21 protein-coding genes are annotated in these 18,071 nt (G+C 70.2%); 9 read left to right on the forward strand and 12 right to left on the reverse strand.

All coding sequences use genetic code 11. From position 1 onward, the window contains the following. Position 1: 1 nt before the first annotated feature. Positions 2-238 carry a DUF2171 domain-containing protein gene (locus ACO2Q0_RS03495; protein ID WP_423350084.1) on the reverse strand — a complete coding sequence of 79 codons (237 nt, stop codon included), beginning with the start codon at positions 236-238 and terminating at the stop codon, positions 2-4. Between the two features lie 60 nt (positions 239-298). Here ACO2Q0_RS03495 and ACO2Q0_RS03500 point away from each other — a divergent pair, with 60 nt between their 5' ends. Continuing rightward, on the forward strand, positions 299-475 hold the full coding sequence (locus ACO2Q0_RS03500) for a DUF4169 family protein (protein WP_423350085.1): 177 nt from the start codon (positions 299-301) through the stop codon (positions 473-475). Between the two features lie 4 nt (positions 476-479). Here ACO2Q0_RS03500 and ACO2Q0_RS03505 read toward each other — a convergent pair whose 3' ends face one another. Further along, the gene (locus tag ACO2Q0_RS03505; protein WP_423350086.1) at positions 480-1,238 is read right to left on the reverse strand and encodes a Coq4 family protein; all 759 of its coding nucleotides are present in this window, start codon (positions 1,236-1,238) and stop codon (positions 480-482) included. A 108-nt stretch (positions 1,239-1,346) separates the two neighbouring features. On the opposite strand from ACO2Q0_RS03505, the gene ACO2Q0_RS03510 reads away from it, so the two are divergent. Further along, on the forward strand, positions 1,347-1,559 hold the full coding sequence (locus tag ACO2Q0_RS03510) for a ribbon-helix-helix domain-containing protein (protein ID WP_423350087.1): 213 nt from the start codon (positions 1,347-1,349) through the stop codon (positions 1,557-1,559). 1 nt (position 1,560) lies between these two features. Here the strand turns inward: ACO2Q0_RS03510 and ACO2Q0_RS03515 are convergent, their stop codons facing one another. The 5 genes from ACO2Q0_RS03515 to ACO2Q0_RS03535 all read right to left on the reverse strand — a co-directional run bounded on the left by ACO2Q0_RS03515 (position 1,561) and on the right by ACO2Q0_RS03535 (position 4,188). After that, positions 1,561-1,815: a hypothetical protein gene (locus ACO2Q0_RS03515; protein ID WP_423350088.1), complete on the reverse strand. Its 255-nt coding sequence runs from the start codon at positions 1,813-1,815 to the stop codon at positions 1,561-1,563. Between the two features lie 12 nt (positions 1,816-1,827). Continuing rightward, positions 1,828-2,052 (reverse strand): hypothetical protein, encoded by a 225-nt coding sequence (locus tag ACO2Q0_RS03520; RefSeq protein ID WP_423350089.1) that lies wholly within the window; start codon positions 2,050-2,052, stop codon positions 1,828-1,830. 58 nt (positions 2,053-2,110) lie between these two features. Beyond that, entirely contained in the window at positions 2,111-2,470 is a 360-nt protein-coding gene (locus tag ACO2Q0_RS03525; RefSeq protein ID WP_423350090.1) for an iron chaperone, read from the reverse strand. Positions 2,471-2,548: 78 nt separating this feature from the next. Beyond that, on the reverse strand, positions 2,549-3,277 hold the full coding sequence (locus ACO2Q0_RS03530) for a pseudouridine synthase (RefSeq protein WP_423350091.1): 729 nt from the start codon (positions 3,275-3,277) through the stop codon (positions 2,549-2,551). Further along, positions 3,274-4,188, reverse strand: a complete 915-nt coding sequence (locus ACO2Q0_RS03535; RefSeq protein WP_423350092.1) for a class I SAM-dependent methyltransferase — start codon at positions 4,186-4,188, stop codon at positions 3,274-3,276. The genes ACO2Q0_RS03530 and ACO2Q0_RS03535 overlap by 4 nt, the downstream gene beginning before the upstream one ends. Positions 4,189-4,322: 134 nt before the next feature. Between ACO2Q0_RS03535 and ACO2Q0_RS03540 the strand changes: the two genes are divergently transcribed. Beyond that, a complete protein-coding gene (locus ACO2Q0_RS03540; RefSeq protein WP_423350093.1) occupies positions 4,323-6,650 on the forward strand; it encodes a UvrD-helicase domain-containing protein in 2,328 nt (775 codons plus the stop codon). Here the strand turns inward: ACO2Q0_RS03540 and ACO2Q0_RS03545 are convergent. Continuing rightward, positions 6,647-7,123 (reverse strand): DUF7662 domain-containing protein, encoded by a 477-nt coding sequence (locus tag ACO2Q0_RS03545; protein ID WP_423350094.1) that lies wholly within the window; start codon positions 7,121-7,123, stop codon positions 6,647-6,649. The genes ACO2Q0_RS03540 and ACO2Q0_RS03545 overlap by 4 nt on opposite strands. Positions 7,124-7,196: 73 nt before the next feature. Between ACO2Q0_RS03545 and ACO2Q0_RS03550 the strand changes: the two genes are divergently transcribed. From ACO2Q0_RS03550 to ACO2Q0_RS03560, 3 genes are all read left to right on the forward strand, one after another. Further along, positions 7,197-7,712, forward strand: coding sequence for a hypothetical protein (locus ACO2Q0_RS03550; protein WP_423350095.1), 516 nt, complete (start codon positions 7,197-7,199; stop codon positions 7,710-7,712). Positions 7,713-7,761: 49 nt separating this feature from the next. Beyond that, positions 7,762-8,631 carry a 50S ribosomal protein L11 methyltransferase gene (locus ACO2Q0_RS03555; protein WP_423350096.1) on the forward strand — a complete coding sequence of 290 codons (870 nt, stop codon included), beginning with the start codon at positions 7,762-7,764 and terminating at the stop codon, positions 8,629-8,631. Positions 8,632-8,694: 63 nt separating this feature from the next. Further along, complete coding sequence (locus ACO2Q0_RS03560; protein ID WP_423350097.1) at positions 8,695-9,081, forward strand: hypothetical protein; 387 nt, start codon at positions 8,695-8,697, stop codon at positions 9,079-9,081. Here the strand turns inward: ACO2Q0_RS03560 and ACO2Q0_RS03565 are convergent. Then, positions 9,078-9,419: a GIY-YIG nuclease family protein gene (locus ACO2Q0_RS03565; protein WP_423350098.1), complete on the reverse strand. Its 342-nt coding sequence runs from the start codon at positions 9,417-9,419 to the stop codon at positions 9,078-9,080. The genes ACO2Q0_RS03560 and ACO2Q0_RS03565 overlap by 4 nt on opposite strands. A gap of 105 nt (positions 9,420-9,524) precedes the next feature. On the opposite strand from ACO2Q0_RS03565, the gene ACO2Q0_RS03570 reads away from it, so the two are divergent. Genes ACO2Q0_RS03570 through ACO2Q0_RS03580 form a run of 3 tightly spaced genes read left to right on the forward strand, consistent with a single transcriptional unit; the run spans position 9,525 to position 13,225 of the window. Further along, a complete protein-coding gene (locus ACO2Q0_RS03570) occupies positions 9,525-11,339 on the forward strand; it encodes an aminopeptidase P family protein (RefSeq protein ID WP_423350099.1) in 1,815 nt (604 codons plus the stop codon). A 22-nt stretch (positions 11,340-11,361) separates the two neighbouring features. Continuing rightward, positions 11,362-11,841: a nuclear transport factor 2 family protein gene (locus ACO2Q0_RS03575; RefSeq protein ID WP_423350100.1), complete on the forward strand. Its 480-nt coding sequence runs from the start codon at positions 11,362-11,364 to the stop codon at positions 11,839-11,841. A 34-nt stretch (positions 11,842-11,875) separates the two neighbouring features. Beyond that, the gene (locus ACO2Q0_RS03580; protein WP_423350101.1) at positions 11,876-13,225 is read left to right on the forward strand and encodes a sensor histidine kinase; all 1,350 of its coding nucleotides are present in this window, start codon (positions 11,876-11,878) and stop codon (positions 13,223-13,225) included. Here ACO2Q0_RS03580 and ligA read toward each other — a convergent pair. From ligA to ACO2Q0_RS03595, 3 genes are read right to left on the reverse strand one after another with little or no spacing between them, the layout of a single operon-like run. Continuing rightward, a complete protein-coding gene (gene ligA / locus ACO2Q0_RS03585; protein ID WP_423350102.1) occupies positions 13,222-15,303 on the reverse strand; it encodes an NAD-dependent DNA ligase LigA in 2,082 nt (693 codons plus the stop codon). The genes ACO2Q0_RS03580 and ligA overlap by 4 nt on opposite strands. Before the next feature lie 33 nt (positions 15,304-15,336). Next, positions 15,337-17,034, reverse strand: a complete 1,698-nt coding sequence (gene recN / locus ACO2Q0_RS03590; protein WP_423350519.1) for a DNA repair protein RecN — start codon at positions 17,032-17,034, stop codon at positions 15,337-15,339. A 42-nt stretch (positions 17,035-17,076) separates the two neighbouring features. Beyond that, positions 17,077-17,985, reverse strand: a complete 909-nt coding sequence (locus ACO2Q0_RS03595; protein WP_423350103.1) for an outer membrane protein assembly factor BamD — start codon at positions 17,983-17,985, stop codon at positions 17,077-17,079. Positions 17,986-18,071 lie beyond the last annotated feature (86 nt).

Below are 18,071 nucleotides of genomic sequence, written 5' to 3' on the forward strand. Positions count from 1 at the left end.
CCTACATCTTCGTGCGCCAGGCGGCCTTGGCCGCCTCCTTCGTGCGGTTGAGGCAGACGGTGTCGTCATCGACCCGGTCCACCCAGCTCAGCGGGATCATGTGGTGTCTGAGGCCTGACGTGAGGTCGAGCTTCGTCAGTTCTATCTCGTCGCCGATCACGTGATCGACACGGCCGACATGACCGCCGTCGGAGCCGACCACCTCCATGTGCGGGATGATCTCGGAGGGCTGGACCATGCGCGTCTCCTCATGCTTTCGAGGAGCGGAAACGAGCCTGGACCGTGTGGGGTTTCGCTGATGGCCGAGCCGATCAACCTGAACAAGGCGAGGAAGGCCCGCGACAAGGCCAAGGCCAAGGCCCAGGCGGTCGAGAACCGCGTGCGGTTCGGCCGTCCAAAGGCTGACAGCCTGACGTCGAAGCTGGAAGTCGAGCGGGCGCGTCGCGAGCTCGAGGGCAAGAAGCGCGAGGACTAGCGGCTCAGGCGGCCGGCAGGACGTCGCGCGCTTCCGGCGGGATGGAGTCGTAGATGGTTGCAGGCGTTATTCCGAGGCGCTTCCGGGCGGCCTCCAGCGGCTCCGCCATGAGGCGTTCGTAGTCCTCGCCCAGCAGCCACTTGGCGGCCCTGCCCCGCCTGTAGCCCTGCAGGATGGCGCGGACATAGGGGTATTTGCCGCCGCGGGTGCGCGAGATCGCGCCGAGGGCGATCAGAGCCCAGCCGAGGCCCTTTGTCTGCGCGTACGAGAACGCGACCAGGCAGGCTTCGCCGAGGCCATCGCGATGGTAGCCCGAGAGGATGTGCCAGATATCGTGGACATCGCGGGTCCGGCGGCCGAACCAGGCGTAGGGGTGCGCATCTTCGATCGCGCCCGCCCCTTCCCGGCTGACCATCGCCAGACCCTCGGCGGAGAGGTTCTCGGACCGGATGAAGTTGCGATAGGCGGCGCCGACGCTCCCCTCGGGCAGGCTGTCGAGCCAGGCGTCGTCCATCAGCTTCTGGGCGAACTCTTCCCGCTCGTAGGCGATCCGACCGCCCTCGACGGTGGTCAGCAGGCGCTGGTAGCCCTTCGCCGTGGATGCGCCGTTGAGGGCGCGCATGATCTCGAAGACCTGGCGCGTGTCCTCCTTGTCGGCCAGCAGACGCTGGAGCGACCGGATCGCGTGGCCCCAGTCCATCTTCGTCGAGACCAGCCGCGTGGGCGTCGGACGGAAGTCGGCGGTGACGTCGGCCATGGCCATGGGCGCGGAAAACCTTGAATGCTCGTTGGTCGTCAAAAAATGACGACCCCGTCACCTTTTTGCAAGGGCTATGGCGCTCGGGACCTGGAGTTCCTTACAAGAGGCTCCATGCCGCAGCTCAAGAAGCGTTCCGTCCTGCTCTCCGGTCACGCGACCTCAATCGCGCTCGAGCCGGAATTCTGGGCCGTGCTCGACGAGATGGCGCAGGCGCGCGGCGTCAGCCTGGCCGCACTCATCGTAGGGGTCGACCGCGCCCGCGCTGGACGCCCGCTGGCTTCGGCCTGCCGGGTCGCGGCGCTGACGTACGCCCGGGGCGGCTAGCCTACTCCGGCGTCGGGTTGGCCGGGCCGGGCGCGACGTTGCCCGGCGTCGCCGGGGCCGTGCCGTTCGCCGGCGCAGGCGGCATCACCGAAGTCCCCTGCTCGGCCGTCGGATGCGAACCGCCACCCGGCGTGCGGTCGGTCCCGCCGCGCTGGACCATGGCCACCACCAGCCAACCCACAAGCAGCGCAAGCACGACCCAGACGAGCGGCGGGATGCGGCGGCCGGATTTCTGCTGCGGGCCTTGGTCGGTCATCGGATCAGTCTCCTACTGCGGTCTGGGAACCGGCGTGTCGGGGATACGCGGCGCGTCCGGCAGACGCGGTCGCTGGAGAGCCGGAGCCACCTCGACGGCCTCAGCGGCCAGGCGCAAGGCCTGGCTCGCTTCGTCACGCTGACGGAACGCCGCCCATGCCAGGGCCACGGCCAGCATGGCCACGGCGCCGGCGAAGAACGCCACCCAGGGCGCGGTCCTGCGGCCGGTGCGATCCACGAAAACGGCTCCTGCCTCCTGATCGGGTAACGAACCCTCAAGCGGAGCAGTTCCGGTTTCAGGTGGGTTCGCGTAGAGCCGCCTCAGCCAGCAGCCTCTCGATCACGGCCCAGTCAATCGGCGCCGATTTGCGATAGCGGAGACAGCCCTTGCTGCGGCGGACGCGAGACAGCGACTCGCCGTGATCGTCCAGAAGCTCATGGTCGCCGAAATACAGTGAGACGTACTGCTTCTGCTCGGCGAAGCCGAAGATCGCCCGTCCATGCCGCAGGTAAGTCGGCCGGCCCCAGAGCATCCTTTCATGGTGGTCGGCCAACACCCGGCGGGCGATCTCGCGCAACCGGATGAGCTGAGGCTCCCGCGCGGGCGAGACTTCCGCGAGGTAGGCGTCCACGGTCGCGGCCTGCGACTGCACCATCGAAAGGCATCCCGCGACCGGCGCAGGGTTCGCCGGCCGTCGCTGATCAACGCGGACGACCGCGGCAAAGGTCCGGTGTCAGGCGAAGATCGCCGCCAGTTCGGTGGGGCCCATCAACCGATAGCGGCCGGGCTCGAGGTCCGCAGGCAGGTCCAGGCCGCCGATGCGGTCGCGGTGCAGCGCCTCCACATGGTTGCCGACGGCGGCGAACATTCGGCGGACCTGGTGGTAGCGGCCCTCGGTGATGGTCAGGCGCGCGGTCAGGTCCGAGAGCGGCTCCAGCACCGCGGGCGCGAGCGGCTTGTCCTCGCCCTCCAGCATCAGGTCGCCGGCCGCGAAGATGGCGGCCTCGTCGCCGCGCAGCGGTCGCGCGAGCGTCGCGACATAGCGCTTCGCCACGTGCCGCCGCGGCGAGGTGATGCGATGCAGCAGGTCCCCATCATCGGTCAGCAGCAGGAGTCCCGACGTCTCCTTATCGAGCCGACCCACGGTCGAGAGCGCCGGCTCCCGCATCCGCCAGCGCGACGGGAGCAGGCCATAGACCAGTTCGCCCGCCTCCTTGTGCGAACAGGTGACGCCGGTGGGCTTGTGCAGCATCAGCGCCATGCCCGGCAGCGGGTCCAGCGGGCGGCCGTCGACCTGCATCCGGCCCGGCAGATCGGGCGCTAGCGCGATCCTCTGATCCGCCTTCCCGACCGGCGCGCCGTCCAGCGTGATGGCGCCCGCGCGAGCCAGCGCCTGGATCTCTCGGCGCGAGCCGTAGCCCATATTGGCCAAGAGTTTGTCGAGCCGGACGGAGCCGCTCATTTCCGCGCCTCGTACACCTTGAAGCCGCCGCCCTCGGCCCGCAGCTCCGCCTTGCCGAACAGATCGCCCAGCACCGCCTCGTACGGCAGGTGCCGGTTCGCCACCAGCCACAGCACGCCACCCTTGCGCAGCACCGCGTGTCCCCGCCGGATGAACGCCTGACCCAGACCCTTGTCCTCGGCGCCGCCGTCATGGAACGGCGGATTCATCACCACGAAGTCCAGGTCCGCCAAAGGCGGGCCGTTCCGCGCGTCCTGCCAATGGAACCTGGCGCGCGGATCGCTGACGTTGCGCCGCGCGCACTCCACCGCGCGCCGATCAAGGTCGACCAGCGCGAGCTCCGTCACCTCCGGACTCACCAGCACCGCGTGCGAGAGATAGCCGAGGCCGCAACCCAGATCCGCCCCGCGGCCGGCGAGCCTTGGCAGGGCCTGGACCAGCAGCGCGCTGCCCGGATCGAGGCGGTCCCAACTGAAGACGCCCGGCTGGGTCCAGAGGCCGAGCGCTTCGGACAGCCGCGGACGCCCCTCCGCGATCGCCTCGTCCAGGCCGGCCGGTGTCTCGGGGTTGCGGGTCTGGCAGATCCGCTGATGCCGCTGACCCGTCTCGTGGACCTCACAGCCGAACGTCTTGAGCTCCTTGCCCAGGCGCGAGCCGCCCTTCTCCTTGGGCGCCAGCGCCGTGAGCCGTCCGCCGGGGGCCAACGCCCGCAGCGCCAGCGCAAGCACGTAGCGCCGCTCGATCGTGCCCGGCGGAGCGGCGACCACCGCCGTATCCAGGCTCCCCGGAGGGATGTCCTTGAGGCTGGCCGAGCCGGGGATCAGCGGCGAGACCTGCGCCGCGCCGCTCGGCGCAGCCGCGAGCTCCGCGGGCGGCAGGCCATAGACGATGGCGGCGGGAGACGAGCTCAAGCGGGGCAACTCCGTGGCCGCTCAAGCCGCGGCGAGAGCGCGATACCGGCCGTCGCTTCCCACGTCCAGCGGCCGGAACGCAGCGCGAACGTCGGGTGCCCTCGCGCGCTCAGGCGTGCTAAGGGGCTCCGGCAATGTCTTCTGAGTCCTTCGATCCTCCGGCCACCCGCATCAGCGACCTCGCCCGCCCCCGCCCGCAGGCGGCCTTCGACTACCTGGAGGGCCTGAACCCCGAGCAGCGCGCGGCGGTCGAGGCTGTCGAAGGCCCGGTGCTGGTGCTGGCCGGGGCGGGCACAGGCAAGACGCGCGTGCTGACCACCCGCCTCGCCCACATCCTGGCGACCGGCAGGGCGCGGCCGTGGGAGCTGCTGGCGGTCACCTTCACCAACAAGGCCGCGCGCGAAATGCGCGAGCGGATCACCCACATCATCGGCCCGGCGGCCGAGGGGCTGCGCTGGCTTGGCACCTTCCACTCGGTCGCCGCCCAAATCCTGCGCCGTCACGCGGAGCTGGTGGGGCTCAAGTCGAACTACACCATCCTCGACGACGACGATCAGGAGCGGCTGCTCAAGCAGATCCTCGAGGCCGAGAAGATCGACGTGAAGCGCTGGACGCCTAAGGTGCTGTCGGGGCTGATCGACCACTGGAAGAACCGGGGCTGGACACCCGATCGCCTGCCGCCCGCCGAGAGCCAGGCCTTCGCGAACGGTCGCGGCCAGGCGCTGTATCGGCTGTACCAGGAGCGGCTGCGCATCCTGAACGCCTGCGACTTCGGCGACCTCCTGCTGCACAACATCACGATCTTCATGAGCCAGCCCGATGTGCTGGCCGACTACCACGAGCGCTTCAAGTACCTGCTGGTCGACGAGTACCAGGACACCAACGTGGCCCAGTACCTGTGGCTGCGCCTGCTCGCCCAGAAGAGCCAGAACCTCTGCTGCGTGGGCGACGACGACCAGTCGATCTACGGCTGGCGCGGCGCCGAGGTGGACAACATCCTGCGTTTCGAACGCGACTTTCCGGGCGCCAAGGTCGTGCGCCTGGAGCGCAACTACCGCTCTACCAGCCACATCCTCGCCGCCGCGTCCGGCCTCATCGCCGCCAACAAGGGCCGGCTGGGCAAGACCCTTTGGACCGAGGCGGAGGGCGGCGAGAAGGTCGTGGTGCGCGGCGTCTGGGACGGTGAGGCCGAGAGCCGGCTGATCGCCGATGAGGTCGAGCGCGCCCGCAAGCAGGGCCGCAAGTACAGCGACATCGCCATCCTGGTGCGCGCCTCCTTCCAGATGCGCGCCTTCGAAGAGCGCTTCGTGATGCTGCAGATCCCGTATGTGGTGATCGGCGGCCCGCGCTTCTTCGAGCGGGCCGAAATCCGCGACGCCGTGGCCTACCTCCGGCTGATCTTCTCGGAAGACGACGATCTGGCCTTCGAGCGGATCGTCAACACGCCCAAGCGCGGGATCGGCGACACCACCGTCCAGAAGCTGCTGCAAGCCGCGCGGATAAACGGCGTCTCGGCAAGCCGCGCCGCGCGTCAGGTGGTCCTGACCGACGAACTGGCCGCCAAGACCCGTACGGCCCTGGCCAACTTCCTGCGCGACCTCGACCGCTGGCGCTCGCAGATCCAGCAGACGCCGCACTATCGGCTGATGGAAACGGTGCTCGAGGAGAGCGGCTACACCGACGCGTTGCGTCTCGACCGCAGCCCGCAGGCCCAGGGGCGTCTCGAGAACCTGAAGGAGCTCATCAATGCGATGAGCCAGTTCGACACCCTGGAGGCGTTCCTGGAGCACGTGTCGCTGGTCCTCGACCTCGACCGCAGCTCGGGCGACGACCGGGTGCAGATCATGACCCTGCACCAGGCCAAAGGCCTGGAGTTCCCGCTGGTGTTCCTGCCCGGCTGGGAGGAAGGCGTCTTCCCGTCCCAGCGCAGCATGGACGAGAAGGGCGAGAAAGGCCTCGAGGAGGAACGCCGGCTGGCTTACGTCGGGATCACCCGCGCGCGTGAGGAAGCCCGCATCAGCTTCGCCGCGAACCGCCAGGTCTATGGCCGCTGGACCAGCCAGCTTCCGTCGCGCTTCGTGGATGAGCTACCCCTGGCCAATGTCGAGGCCAGCTCCGAGACCGGCTATTACGGCGGCGGGCCCGGCATGCAGCAGCACGGCAGCCGCTGGGACGAAAGCCCCTCCTTCGGCGCCGGCTATTCCTCGCCCGGCTGGCGACGCGCCCAAGCGTCCAACTACAAAGGCAGCCACCCGGGCCGCCAGCAGGTGATCGAGGGCGACGGGCGGCTGGTCGTCACGGGCTCCGAAGCCAACAGCGACTACAGCCGCGGCGACCGCGTATTCCACATCAAATTCGGCTACGGCACCGTTAAGGGCATCGAGGGCAACAAGCTGACGGTGAACTTCGACAAGGCTGGAGAGAAGAAGGTCATCGACAGCTTCGTGGAGAAGCAGTCCTAGGCCGCCCGACGCCTCCGGATATTTCGCGCCAGCAGGGCGGCCACGCCCGCCAAGACAGCCACGCCCGCCACGATCGGCGCTGCGGCGCCGGCGCGACGCATCTTGCCAAGGGTCGCGCGCGGCATGGCCCCCATCGCCACCGCCTGGCCGGGCGGCAACGGCGGGGCGGTCGCGCCATGCTCGGCGGGAGCCTCGGCCCGCGACTCGTCCATGCCGACGACCGACTCCGCTACGGCCGCGGTGATGTGGCCGTCCCGCTTGAAGGTCACGTAGCCGCCGGTGTGATCGATGTCGTCGGCGCGCCAGCCGTGGTCACGCCAGGTGCGCTTGTCGTCGCCCCACCAGGTGCCCCCGGAGCGGGCGGCCTTGGGCAGCGGGAAGCCCAGCACTTCCTCCAGCTCCGCGAAGCTGGCGCGCCACTCGGGCGCATCGTGGCCGGACAGGCGATCGGAGAGGGGCTTGTACTTGCTCATGGCGCCCTAAACGCGCGGGGACGTGATCGGCGCCACCTGGAACTGAAGCTTCAAAAGCACGCTTCGGCTGACGATGGACAAGCTGATCCGAACCCAGGACCTGAAGTCGCTGATGTGGGGCGCCGCCGGCGTCGCGGCCGTGGGCCTCTTCGCCGGGACGGTGATGCAGCCCAACCTGCGCGCGCCCGGCGACGTCGAAGGCCTGCAGATGCAGATGGGCGCCTCTGGCCCGCGAGACTACGCGCTTGGGGATCCGGCCGCCTCTTGGACCAGCTACGCGGCGGGCATCCCGGAATACGTGATAGGGACCGATTGGCTGAAAGCTCCGCAGTACGAGACGGAGCCGGCGCCAGACTATGCCGCCGACGAGCCGCCGTCGGCCTTCGACGAACCCGCCCCGGCGTCCGCGCAGGCTGTCGCCGCCAATGTCTACGAAGAGCCGGCGCGCGAGCCGCCGCACTACCCCTCTATGGAGGGCGGCCGGGCCTATGCGGTCAGCGAAGCGGCGGAGGCCGCCGTGGGCGTGGAGCCGATGGAGACCGCTCTCGATCCAGAGAGCGCCGAACTGGCGGTCGCGACGCCGGGCTGACGCTTCTCCCCTCGCCTTTCCCGCCGAGCCCCGCTAGAGCCTCACGCCCATGAGCGACGAGGCCGTCCAGATCATCGCCCGCGGGCCGCGCCGCGAGGCCGAAGCCGCAGCCGCCGCCCTCGAGGCGGAGCCAGCCACAGAGGCCCTCACCTACTCGATCCTGGAAGAGGACGAGGATCGCGACGTCTGGCGCATCGACGCCTTCCCGACGACTGACGAGGAGCGCGCGGCCATCGAGGCGGTCCTCACGCGCTTCGGCGCTCTTCGTACGGTCGTGGAGAAGCTCGCCGACGCCGACTGGCTGGCCATGGCGCTCTCTGGCCTGCCGCCGGTGCGGGCCGGCCGGTTCTTCGTCTATGGTGCCCATGACAAGGGCTTGGCCCCAGCGAGCACCGTGAACCTCCGCATCGAGGCCGGCGCCGCCTTCGGGACCGGCCACCACGGCACGACCGTGGGCTGCCTGCAGGCCTACCACGATCTCCTGAAGTCGCGCCGGTTCGAGCGGGTGCTGGACGTGGGCTGCGGCACGGGCGTGCTGGCCATCGCCGCCGCGCGCACCGGTTCGCGCATCGCCGTCGGCACCGACATCGACGAGCCCTCCGTGCGCATCGCCAACGAGAATGCGGCGCTGAACAACGCCGGCGCCCGTTTCGTCCACGCCTCGGGCCTGAACCATCCGGAGGTGCGCGGCGACGGGCCCTACGATCTGGTCTTCGCCAACATCCTGGCCCCGCCGCTCGTCGCCCTGTCGCAGGACATCAAGACGGCGCTGAATCCGGGCGGCTTCGCCATCCTCTCGGGCCTGCTGCGCACCCAGGAACGCCGCGTCCTGGCCGCCTATCTCTCCAAGGGCTTCAAGCTGCATCGGCGCCTGCACCGCGACGCCTGGGCGACCCTGGTGCTCCGTCGCGCCGGCTGAAGCCGGAACCCTCTGTCGCGCCTCACGTTTTCCAGGCTGAACGGCAAAGCTTGGAGCGTCGAGATGTCGGAACAGTACGAACGCACCACCGTCACGAACGAACCCGCGCGGACGGTCGAGGTCCGCCGCAGCGGCGGCTCCGCCGGTTGGTGGGTCGCCGCCCTTGTGGCGATCGTCGCGATCGTCGCGGTCTTCTTCCTCTACAGCAACCGCCAGGCGTCCGACCTGCAGGCCGCCCGCGACCAGGGCCGCGCCGAGGCCGCGATGGCCGCTTCAAGCGCGTCGGCGCAGCAGGCGGCGGCCACCGCCGCGCAGGCCGCTCAGGACGCCGCCGCCGGCGCGGCCGCCGCGACCGAGAGCGCCGCCCAGGCCGCCGCCGAGGGCACGCAGGACGTCGCCAACGCGGCCACCGACGCCGCCCAGGATGCGGCCGACGAGGTCCCGAACTAAGCCAGCTTCTTGCCCGCGAGCGCCTCGATCCAGTGGCGCTCGCGACGCTTCAGCAGATCTGAGAGCCCAAGCGGCGTGAGGTCCGGTTCGTCGATCCGCTCCAGCACCCCATAGGCGAACGCCTCCCCGCCATGCGTCTTCAGGGCGGTCTGCACCTCTCGGTTCGGATGCGAGCCCATGCGCAGGACGAAGCCTATGCTGTTCGCCTGGGCGTCGATGTTCTGCGAGACGCCCACCCACACGGCGCCCGCAGCCGGGCAGCGCAGGGCGTAGATTCCCGCGGCGGTCTTCCGCTCCTTGTAGTCGCGCGAGAGCTGGCGGCGGTTCGGTCTGTCCATCGACGCCGTCTAGCGGAGCCGCGCCTCGGCGTCAATTTTGCCCGGGTATAATCTTTGGATTCTCGCCCCTTTGCCGTCCGCCGCCGAACGGCTTACATGCCCGCCATGCGCCAGACCTTCGACGAGACGACCGACCGCAGCTTCGGTCCCAAGCACGTGCCGCTGATCCGCAAGGCCATGCAGGAACAGGGGCTCGACGGCTTCCTCGTGCCGCATGAGGACGAGCACCAGAACGAGTACCTGCCTGAGGCGAACGACCGCCTCGCCTGGGCCTCCGGGTTCACCGGCTCGGCCGGCGCGGCGGTGATCCTCAAGGACAAGGCCGCCATCTTCGTCGACGGTCGTTACACGCTCCAGGTCCGCGACCAGGTGGACCAGAACGTCTTCGAGATCCGCGACCTCGTGGACGGCGGCGTGCCGGCCTATCTCGAAACCGCCGCCGTCCGCGGACAGAAGATCGGCTACGACCCGCGCCTGCACAGCCCCGACGCGCTGCACTGGCTGAAGACCGCCGCCGCCAAGGCCGGGGCCGAGTTGCTGCCTGTGGCCGCCAATCCGCTGGACGCCGCCTGGGGCCGGGCGCGCCCGCCGCAGCCCGTCGCGCCCGTCGTGCCGCATCCGGCCGAGTACTCCGGCGAGGGCTCCGCCGCCAAGCGCGCCCGCATTGGCGAGATCGTCGCCGGCAAGGGCGCGGACGCGGCCGTGCTGACGGCCCCGGCGTCCATCGCCTGGCTGTTCAACGTCCGCGGCGGCGACGTCATCCGCTCGCCCCTGCCGCTGGGCCAGGCGATCCTGAACAAGGACGGCTCGGCGCGGCTCTTCCTCGACCCGCAGAAGGTGACGCCCGAGCTGCCGGCGTGGCTCGGAAACCAGGTCCGCCTTGAGACACCCGGCGACCTGCCGCAGGCGCTGGCCGAACTGAAGGGCCAGAAGGTGGTCGTCGACCCGGCCCAGTCCTCCGCCTGGTACTTCGAGGCCCTGCAGGCCGCCGGCGCCGAAGTCGTCCGCGGCGAGGACCCCTGCGCCCTGCCCCGCGCCTGCAAGAACCCCGGCGAGATCGAAGGCAGCCGCAAGGCCCACATCCGGGACGGCGCGGCGCTGAGCCGCTTCCTCCACTGGCTCGCGACCGAAGGCCAGGTGAACCCGCCCGACGAGATCGAGGTGGTGACGAAGCTGGAGGGCTTCCGCGAGGCGACCGGCGCGCTGAAGGATCTGTCCTTCGACACCATCGCCGGCGCGGCCTCGAACGGCGCCATCGTCCACTATCGGCCGACCGCCCGGCTCAACAAGCGGGCCGAGAGGGGCTCGCTGCTGCTCGTCGATTCCGGCGCCCAGTACCTGGACGGCACGACGGACGTGACCCGCACCGTCGCCATCGGTGAGCCGACGCAGGAGATGCGCGAACGGTTCACGCTGGTGCTGAAGGGCCATCTGGCGCTCGCCCGGGTGAGGTTCCCCGCCGGCACCACCGGCAGCCAGCTCGACGCACTGGCCCGCGCGCCGCTGTGGCAGGCCGGCCTCGACTACGACCACGGCACCGGCCACGGCGTCGGCAGCTATCTCGGCGTGCACGAGGGGCCGCAGAGGATCGCCAAGGCCCCCAACACCGTGGCCCTCCGGCCCGGCATGATCGTCTCCAACGAGCCCGGCTACTACAAGGAAGGCGAGTACGGCATCCGCATCGAGAACCTTCAGTTCGTCACCCCAGCCGAGCCGGTCCCGGGCGGCGAGCGGCCGATGCACGGCTTCGAGACCCTGACCCTGGCGCCGATCGACCGTCGCCTGGTGGTGGCCGAGATGCTGACGGCCGAGGAGCGCGAGCAGTTCAACGCCTACCACGCCCGCGTCCGCGAGACGGTCGGCCCGCTGCTGGACGCCGAAGTGCGGGCGTGGCTGGATGAGGCGACGGCTCCGGTCTGACGCGCCGTTTGGGGGACAGACGATGAAGACGCTTCTCGCCGGCCTGGCGGCGGCGGCCTGCGTGGCGGCGCCGGCCTGCGCCAAGCCGAAGGACGCCGATGAGGCCGCCATCCTGGCCGTCATCCAGGGGTTCTTCCACGGCCTCGGCTCGCAGAACGGTACGGCCATGGAGACGGCCCTGCTGCCAGACGCCATGCTCACCGCGCAGCGCGTTGGGCCCGATGGCGAGGTGAAGCTGTCGCGCCGCCCAGGCGGCGTTTTCATCGACAGCGTCGAGGGGCAGTCGGGCCTCGACGAGAAGATGTGGGATCCGGTGGTCATGCGCCGCGGCCCGATCGCCGTGGTCTGGGCCCCCTACGAGTTTCAGCTGCAGGGCAAGACCACGCACTGCGGGATCGACGTGTTCGACATGGTCAAGGTCGAAGGGACCTGGAAGATCGCCCATCTTATGTGGACGCAGGAACCGGACGCCTGCGGGGAGTTGAAGGGCAAGCGCCGCTGACGTTAGCTGCGTTCCGAGCCTGCGGGAGTCCCGAGTGAGCGACGACGGCCAGACGCGTGGTGAAAGTCCGGCCTCGCCCGAAGGCCGGCTGGACGACTTCATCGAGAGCGTCAGCGACGCCTTCTACGCGGTGGATCCGGAATGGCGGATCGTCGTCTTCAACCGGGCGGCCGAGGAATTCTTCGGCTTCAAGCGCGACGCCGTGCTCGGCCGGTCCATTTGGGAAATCTGGCCCGCCGGCCGCGACACCGAGTTCGGGCGGGCCTGCGAGCGGGCCATGTCCGAGGGGCTCGGCGCGCACATGGAGGCTCCCTCCGCCTTCCGACCCGGCCGGACCGTCGAACTCCGCATCACCCCGCTCCGCGCCGGCGGCGCCAGCGTCGCCCTGACCGACGTCACGGAGCGCGCGCGCATTCAGGCGCAGCTCCGCGAAGCTGAGGAAGACTATCGTCACGCAGCCGAACTGAACCCGCAGGTCGCCTGGACGGCGCAGCCCGATGGCCAACTCGATCGCGTGGCTGCTCGCTGGCGGGAGTGGACCGGTACGACGGGCCTTGGCTCGTCCTACGCCGACGCGCTGCATCCCGACGACGTCCAGCGGACGTTCGATGTCTGGGGTCGCTCGGTGGCCACGGGCGAGCCGTACGACATCCTGCATCGCGTGCGCCGCACGACGGGTGAGCACCGCTGGATCCGCTCCCGGGCCTACCCGCGACGCGATGAGCACGGCGCCATCATCCGCTGGTACGGCTCGACCGAGGACGTTCACGAGCAGAAGCTCGCCGAGGAGCACCTGCGCCTGATGGTGCTGGAGCTGAACCACCGGGTGAAGAACAACCTCGCCACGGTCCAGGCGATCGCCGTCCAGACCCTGCGGGGGACCGAGGCGCCGGAAGCGGCCCGCGAAGCCTTCCTCCAAAGGATCACCGCGCTGGCGGCGGCCCACGACATCCTGACGCGCGAGCAGTGGGACGGCGTCGGCGTCGCCGACATCGCCGAGGGCGTGCTGCGCGCCCTCGACGGCGCCGCCGACCGCGTGCGCCTCGTCGGGCCGGATATTCGCCTTGCGCCAAAGACGGCGCTGGCGCTCTCGATGGCCTTCCACGAGCTCGGCACGAACGCGCTGAAGTACGGCGCGCTCAGCGCGCCAGCGGGCCAGGTGCGCCTGGACTGGCGGGTCGAGGACGCCGCGGGTCCCACACTGGCCCTTCAGTGGGCCGAGAGCGGCGGCCCCGCCGTGGCGGCGCCCAAGCGTCGAGGGTTCGGCTCGCGCCTCCTGGAACGTGGCCTCGCCTCAGAGCTGCGGGGCGAGGTCGAGGTCCTCTACGAGCCCGCCGGCGTCCGTTGCACGATACGCACGCCGCTGGAGGCTCCCGCCGCCTAGGCCTGCTCCACCAACGCAAGCCACTCGTCTTCGGTCATCACCTGGATGCCAAGGTCGTTCGCCGTCTTGAGCTTTGAGCCCGCACCCGGGCCCGCGACGACCAGGTCGGTCTTCTTGGACACCGAACCCGACACCTTGGCGCCCAGTCGCTCCGCCTGGGCCTTGGCCTCGTCGCGGGTCATCCGCTCCAGAGCGCCGGTGAAGACGACCGTCTTGCCGGCGACGGCCGTGTCGGTCTTCGGCTTCTCCGCATCGAGGACGGTGAGCTGGCCCTTAAGGTCCTGGACCATCGCGCGGTTGTGCTCCTCGGCGAAGAACGCCGCCGCCGCCTCGATGACCGCGCCGCCGATCTGGTCCAGGTCGTCCAGCTCCTGCACCGCCTCGGGATCGCGCCCGGCCACCCTGTCCATGGCCGCCAGGAAAGCGTCGACGCTCCCGTAGCCGCGCGCCATCACCACGGCCGTCGTTTCGCCGATGTGACGGATCCCCAGGCCATAGATGAACCGGTCGAGGCTGATGGTGCGCCGGGCCTCGATGCCGTTCAGCAGGTTGGTCACGCTCGTCTCGCCGAACCGCTCCAGCCTCAGCAGCTCCTCGCGCTTCTCGCGCAGGCGGAAGATGTCCGCGGGCGAATTGAGCCAGCCCTTTTCGCTGAACAGCACGAGTTGCTTCTCACCGAGGCCTTCAATGTCGAAGGCGCGGCGGCTCACGAAATGGCGCAGGTGGGCCAGCTTCTGGAACGGACAGGCAAACTCGCCCGAGCAGCGGCGCACCACGGTCTCGGCTCCGGACGCGGTGGTCTCCCGCACCACCTCGGTGTGGAGCGGACAGGGGCAGACGTGTGGAAATTCGTAGGGCTTCGCGTCCGCCTGTCGCTCGTCGGCGACCACGCCGAGGATCTGCGGGATCACGTCGCCGGCGCGCTGCAGGATCACCGTGTCGCCGATGCGGACGTCCAGCCGTTCGATCTCGTCGGCGTTGTGCAGGGTCGCGTTCGTGACCACCACGCCGCCCACCGTCACGGGCGTCAGTCGCGCCACGGGCGTCATCGCGCCCGTTCGCCCCACCTGGATGTCGATGGCCTCCAGCACCGTCCGGGCCTGCTGCGCCGGAAACTTGCGGGCGATCCCCCAGCGCGGGGCCCGGGAGACGAAGCCGAGCCGCTGCTGCCAGTCCAGGCGGTCGACCTTGTACACGACACCGTCGATGTCGAAGCCCAGGTGCGGTCGCTCCGCCTCCATCGCGGCATAGGCGGCCAGGAGCCCGTCGGCGCCCTTCACGCACCGCGACTGCGGCGTGACTTGGAATCCCCAGCTCCGGAGCGCCTCCAGCGCCGCCCACTGGGTCTCCGCGAACGGTGCGCTGAGGTAGCCCCAGGCATAGGCGAAGAAGCGCAACGGGCGCTGGGCGGTGATCTTCGGGTCGATCTGGCGCAGCGATCCCGCCGCGGCGTTGCGCGGGTTCGCGTAGGTCTTCTGCCCGGCCGCTTCGGCCGCGGCGTTCAGCGCTGCGAACTCCGCGTGCCCCAGATAGACCTCCCCGCGGATCTCGATGACGTCCGGCCAACCGGAGCCCGCGAGCCTTTGCGGAATCTCCTTGATGGTGCGGACGTTGGCGGTGACGTCCTCGCCCACCCGGCCATCGCCGCGCGTCGCCGCCTGGACCAGCCGCCCCTGCTCGTAGCGGATCGAGCACGACAGGCCGTCGATCTTGGGCTCGGCGGTGTACGAGACCTCCTCGTCCAGCTTCAGGAAGCGGCGCACGCGGGCGTCGAACTCAAGGGCGTCTTCGTCCGAGAAGGCGTTGTCCAGGCTGAGCATCGGCACGCCATGCTCGACGGGGGCGAACTGCTCCGACCGCGCGGCGCCGACGCGCAGGCTTGGTGAGTTGTCCCGGATCAGGTGCGGAAAGCGGGCCTCGATCGCTGTGTTGCGCTGCTTCAGCGCGTCGTACTCGGCATCCGAGATCGAGGGCGCGTCTTCCTGGTAGTAGCGGATGTCGTGCCGGGCGATCTCGTCGGCCAGCTTCGTCAGCTCTTCGACGGCTTCGGCTTCGGTTAGGGACTCGGGCGGCTTCATCGCCTGAACGTCTAACCTGCCCCGCAAACGGCGTCAGGCGCCGATCAAGGCCCTAGCCGCCGCGCGAGCCGCGTCGGTGATCTGCGCGCCGGCCAGCATCCGCGCGATCTCCTCCTCGCGGTCGGCGGGCGAGAGCACCTCCACCGCCGTGCGAAGGCGTTCGGCGTCGCCGGCCTTGGCGATGCGCCAATGCGCCTCGGCGCGGGCCGCCACCTGCGGCGAGTGGGTGACGACCAGCACCTGCGCGTTCCCGGCGAGCTTCTTCAGGCGCAGGCCCACGGCGTCCGCCACCGCGCCGCCCACGCCCTGGTCCACCTCGTCGAAGATCATAAGCGGCTGCGGCCCGGTCGCGCGGCCGGCCAGCGAGGCCTTCAGCGCCAGCGCGAAGCGCGCCAGCTCGCCGCCCGAGGCGATGGCGCCGAGGTCGCCGAACGGAGCGCCGGGGTTGGTGGCCACCTCGAAGGCGACACGATCGAGGCCCGTGGGCCCCGCGCGCTCTTCCGGCAGCGCCTCGACGGCGACCCGGAAGCGCGCCTTCTCCAGCTTGAGGGGCGAAAGCTCGCCCATCACCGACATCGCCAGCCGCTCGCCGGCGGTCTTGCGGCCATCGGTCAGCCGGGCGGCCGCCTCGATGTAGGCGTCGCGCGCGGCTTTCAGCGCGGCCTCTGCCGCCTTCAACGCGTCCTCCGAGGACTCCACCGCCCGCAGCCGCTCGGCGAAGCGCACGCGCAGCAGCGGCAGCTCCTCCACGGCCACGTTCAGCTTCCGGGCTAGGCCGCGCAGGTCGAACAGCCGCTCCTCCGCCTTCTCCAGGCGGTCAGGCTCGAAGTCGAAGGCGCTGGCGGCCGCATCGATGGCCGCCTCCGCCTCGCCCGCCTCGATCAGCACGCGGTCCAGGGCGGCGGACGCTTCGGTCACCCGAGCCACCGCCGCGCTGTCGGCGCCGGCGCCGGCGGTCACCGCCCGCTCCCGCGCCCGTTCGAGGGCGCGCACGGCTGAAGCCACCTTGGCCGACAGTCCGTCGAAGACCTCGCGGGCCGCGGCGATGTCGGCCAGCGCCTTCTCCGCCGACCCGAGCAGGGCGCGTTCCTCGGCGAGCGCCGTTTCCTCGCCCTCCTTCGGATCCAGGCGATCCAGCTCGGACAACCGGAACGTCAGCTCCTCGGTCTCGGCGGCGGCGCGGGCCACGTCCTCGCGCAGGGCCTCGACCCGCTCCCGGGCCGCGCGCCAGTCGCGGTGCCGCGCCGCGACCTCCGCCGCCAGCGGTTCCAGGCCGCCAAAGGCGTCCAGCATCGGCCGGTGCGTGCGAGCGTCCAGCAGGCCCACGGTCTCGTGCTGCCCATGCACCTCGAGCAGCCGCTCACCGATCTCCCTGAGGACGCCGACGCCGCTCGCCTGGTCGTTGACGAAGGCCCGACTGCGGCCGTCGGCCGACAGCGAGCGACGCAGGACGAGATCTTCGTCGCGGGCGTAAGCCAGGCCCTTCTCTTCGAGCAGGTCCCACACGGGATGGTCGGGCGCCGGCGCGAACACCGCGGTCGCCACCGCCTGAGCCGCACCCCGGCGCACGAGGCCGCTTTCGGCGCGCATGCCGGTGGCGAGGCCCAGCGCGTCCAGGATGATCGACTTGCCCGCTCCGGTCTCACCGGTAAGCGCGGTCAACCCCGGCCCGATGGACAGGTCCAGGGCCTCGATCAGGACGACGTCGCGGATCTGCAGGCCGATCAGCATCAAGGCGCAGGATCGTATGGAATCAGGTCGCCCGGAAAGGGCTCAGTTCGCCTTCGGTTCCGCCGCCGACGCCGCGGCGTCGGTGGAGGTCTGGGGCGCGGGCGGCGTGGGCGCGGGCGGACGGATGGTCCGGCCCTTGTCCTTGATGAACGGCAGGCGGCCAAGGCCCTTCTTGCCGCCGCTCTCCGGCTCCACCGCCGGACGCAGGCCCTTGTCGGTCAGGAGTCTGTAGGCGTCGCGATACCAGGGATCGCCCGGATAGTTGTAGCCCAGCACCGCGCCATTCTTCCGCGCCTCGTCCAGCAGGCCGAGGGTCAGATAGCTCTCCACCAGCCGGTACAGCGCCTCGGGCGTGTGCGTCGTGGTCTGATAGCGGTCGACGACCGTCTTGAAGCGGTTCACGCCGGCCAGGGTGTCGCCGTTCCGCAGGTACCAGCGCCCGACCGTCATCTCCTTGCCCGCGAGCTGGTCGTTGACCATGTCGATCTTCAGGCGAGCGTCCTGGGCGTACTCGGTGGTCGGATAGCGCTGAACCACCGCTCTCAGCGCTTCCAGCGCCTGGCCGGTCGCGGCCTGGTCCCGGCCCACGTCGACGATCTGCTCGAAGTAGCAGATGGCCTTGATGTAGTGGGCGTACGCAGCCGCCGGGTTGCCGGGATACAGCTGGATGAAGCGGTCGGCGTCGCCGATGGCCTCGGGATAGTCGTTCGATTGGTAGTGGGCGTAGGCCTGCATCAGGATCGCGCGGCGCGACCATTCCGAATACGGGTGCTGGCGCTCCACTTCCTGGAAGTAGTTGATCGCCTGGTTCCACAGGCCGCGGTCGAGGCGGTTGGCGCCCGTCGCGTACAGCAGCTCGACCGGCCGCTCCTCATAGACCAGCCGCGGCTTCTTCTTGTTGCCGGCGCAGGCGGCTAGGGCGAGCGCGCAGGTGGCTGCGACAAGGACCACCCGAGTGGAAGTTCGGACCGAAGACACCTTCACCTCAAGACCAACGCGCGCGCCCCCACGCGGAGAGTCGCTTCTACACCACCGAC

Origin of the sequence: Phenylobacterium sp. VNQ135, assembly GCF_049445735.1 — a bacterium.
Lineage (GTDB): Bacteria > Pseudomonadota > Alphaproteobacteria > Caulobacterales > Caulobacteraceae > Phenylobacterium.

Excerpts from the sequence above, each read along its gene's own strand:
- ACO2Q0_RS03545 (WP_423350094.1), bottom strand. The coding sequence starts at position 7,123 with ATGAGCAAGTACAAGCCCCTCTCCGATCGCCTGTCCGGCCACGATGCG.
- ACO2Q0_RS03510 (WP_423350087.1), top strand. The coding sequence starts at position 1,347 with ATGCCGCAGCTCAAGAAGCGTTCCGTCCTGCTCTCCGGTCACGCGACC.
- ACO2Q0_RS03530 (WP_423350091.1), bottom strand. The coding sequence starts at position 3,277 with ATGAGCGGCTCCGTCCGGCTCGACAAACTCTTGGCCAATATGGGCTAC.
- ACO2Q0_RS03560 (WP_423350097.1), top strand. The coding sequence starts at position 8,695 with ATGTCGGAACAGTACGAACGCACCACCGTCACGAACGAACCCGCGCGG.
- ACO2Q0_RS03550 (WP_423350095.1), top strand. The coding sequence starts at position 7,197 with ATGGACAAGCTGATCCGAACCCAGGACCTGAAGTCGCTGATGTGGGGC.
- ACO2Q0_RS03570 (WP_423350099.1), top strand. The coding sequence starts at position 9,525 with ATGCGCCAGACCTTCGACGAGACGACCGACCGCAGCTTCGGTCCCAAG.
- ACO2Q0_RS03505 (WP_423350086.1), bottom strand. The coding sequence starts at position 1,238 with ATGGCCATGGCCGACGTCACCGCCGACTTCCGTCCGACGCCCACGCGG.
- ACO2Q0_RS03565 (WP_423350098.1), bottom strand. The coding sequence starts at position 9,419 with ATGGACAGACCGAACCGCCGCCAGCTCTCGCGCGACTACAAGGAGCGG.
- ACO2Q0_RS03500 (WP_423350085.1), top strand. The coding sequence starts at position 299 with ATGGCCGAGCCGATCAACCTGAACAAGGCGAGGAAGGCCCGCGACAAG.
- ACO2Q0_RS03575 (WP_423350100.1), top strand. The coding sequence starts at position 11,362 with ATGAAGACGCTTCTCGCCGGCCTGGCGGCGGCGGCCTGCGTGGCGGCG.
- recN (WP_423350519.1), bottom strand. The coding sequence starts at position 17,034 with ATGCTGATCGGCCTGCAGATCCGCGACGTCGTCCTGATCGAGGCCCTG.
- ACO2Q0_RS03525 (WP_423350090.1), bottom strand. The coding sequence starts at position 2,470 with ATGGTGCAGTCGCAGGCCGCGACCGTGGACGCCTACCTCGCGGAAGTC.
- ACO2Q0_RS03540 (WP_423350093.1), top strand. The coding sequence starts at position 4,323 with ATGTCTTCTGAGTCCTTCGATCCTCCGGCCACCCGCATCAGCGACCTC.
- ACO2Q0_RS03495 (WP_423350084.1), bottom strand. The coding sequence starts at position 238 with ATGGTCCAGCCCTCCGAGATCATCCCGCACATGGAGGTGGTCGGCTCC.
- ligA (WP_423350102.1), bottom strand. The coding sequence starts at position 15,303 with ATGAAGCCGCCCGAGTCCCTAACCGAAGCCGAAGCCGTCGAAGAGCTG.
- ACO2Q0_RS03555 (WP_423350096.1), top strand. The coding sequence starts at position 7,762 with ATGAGCGACGAGGCCGTCCAGATCATCGCCCGCGGGCCGCGCCGCGAG.
- ACO2Q0_RS03515 (WP_423350088.1), bottom strand. The coding sequence starts at position 1,815 with ATGACCGACCAAGGCCCGCAGCAGAAATCCGGCCGCCGCATCCCGCCG.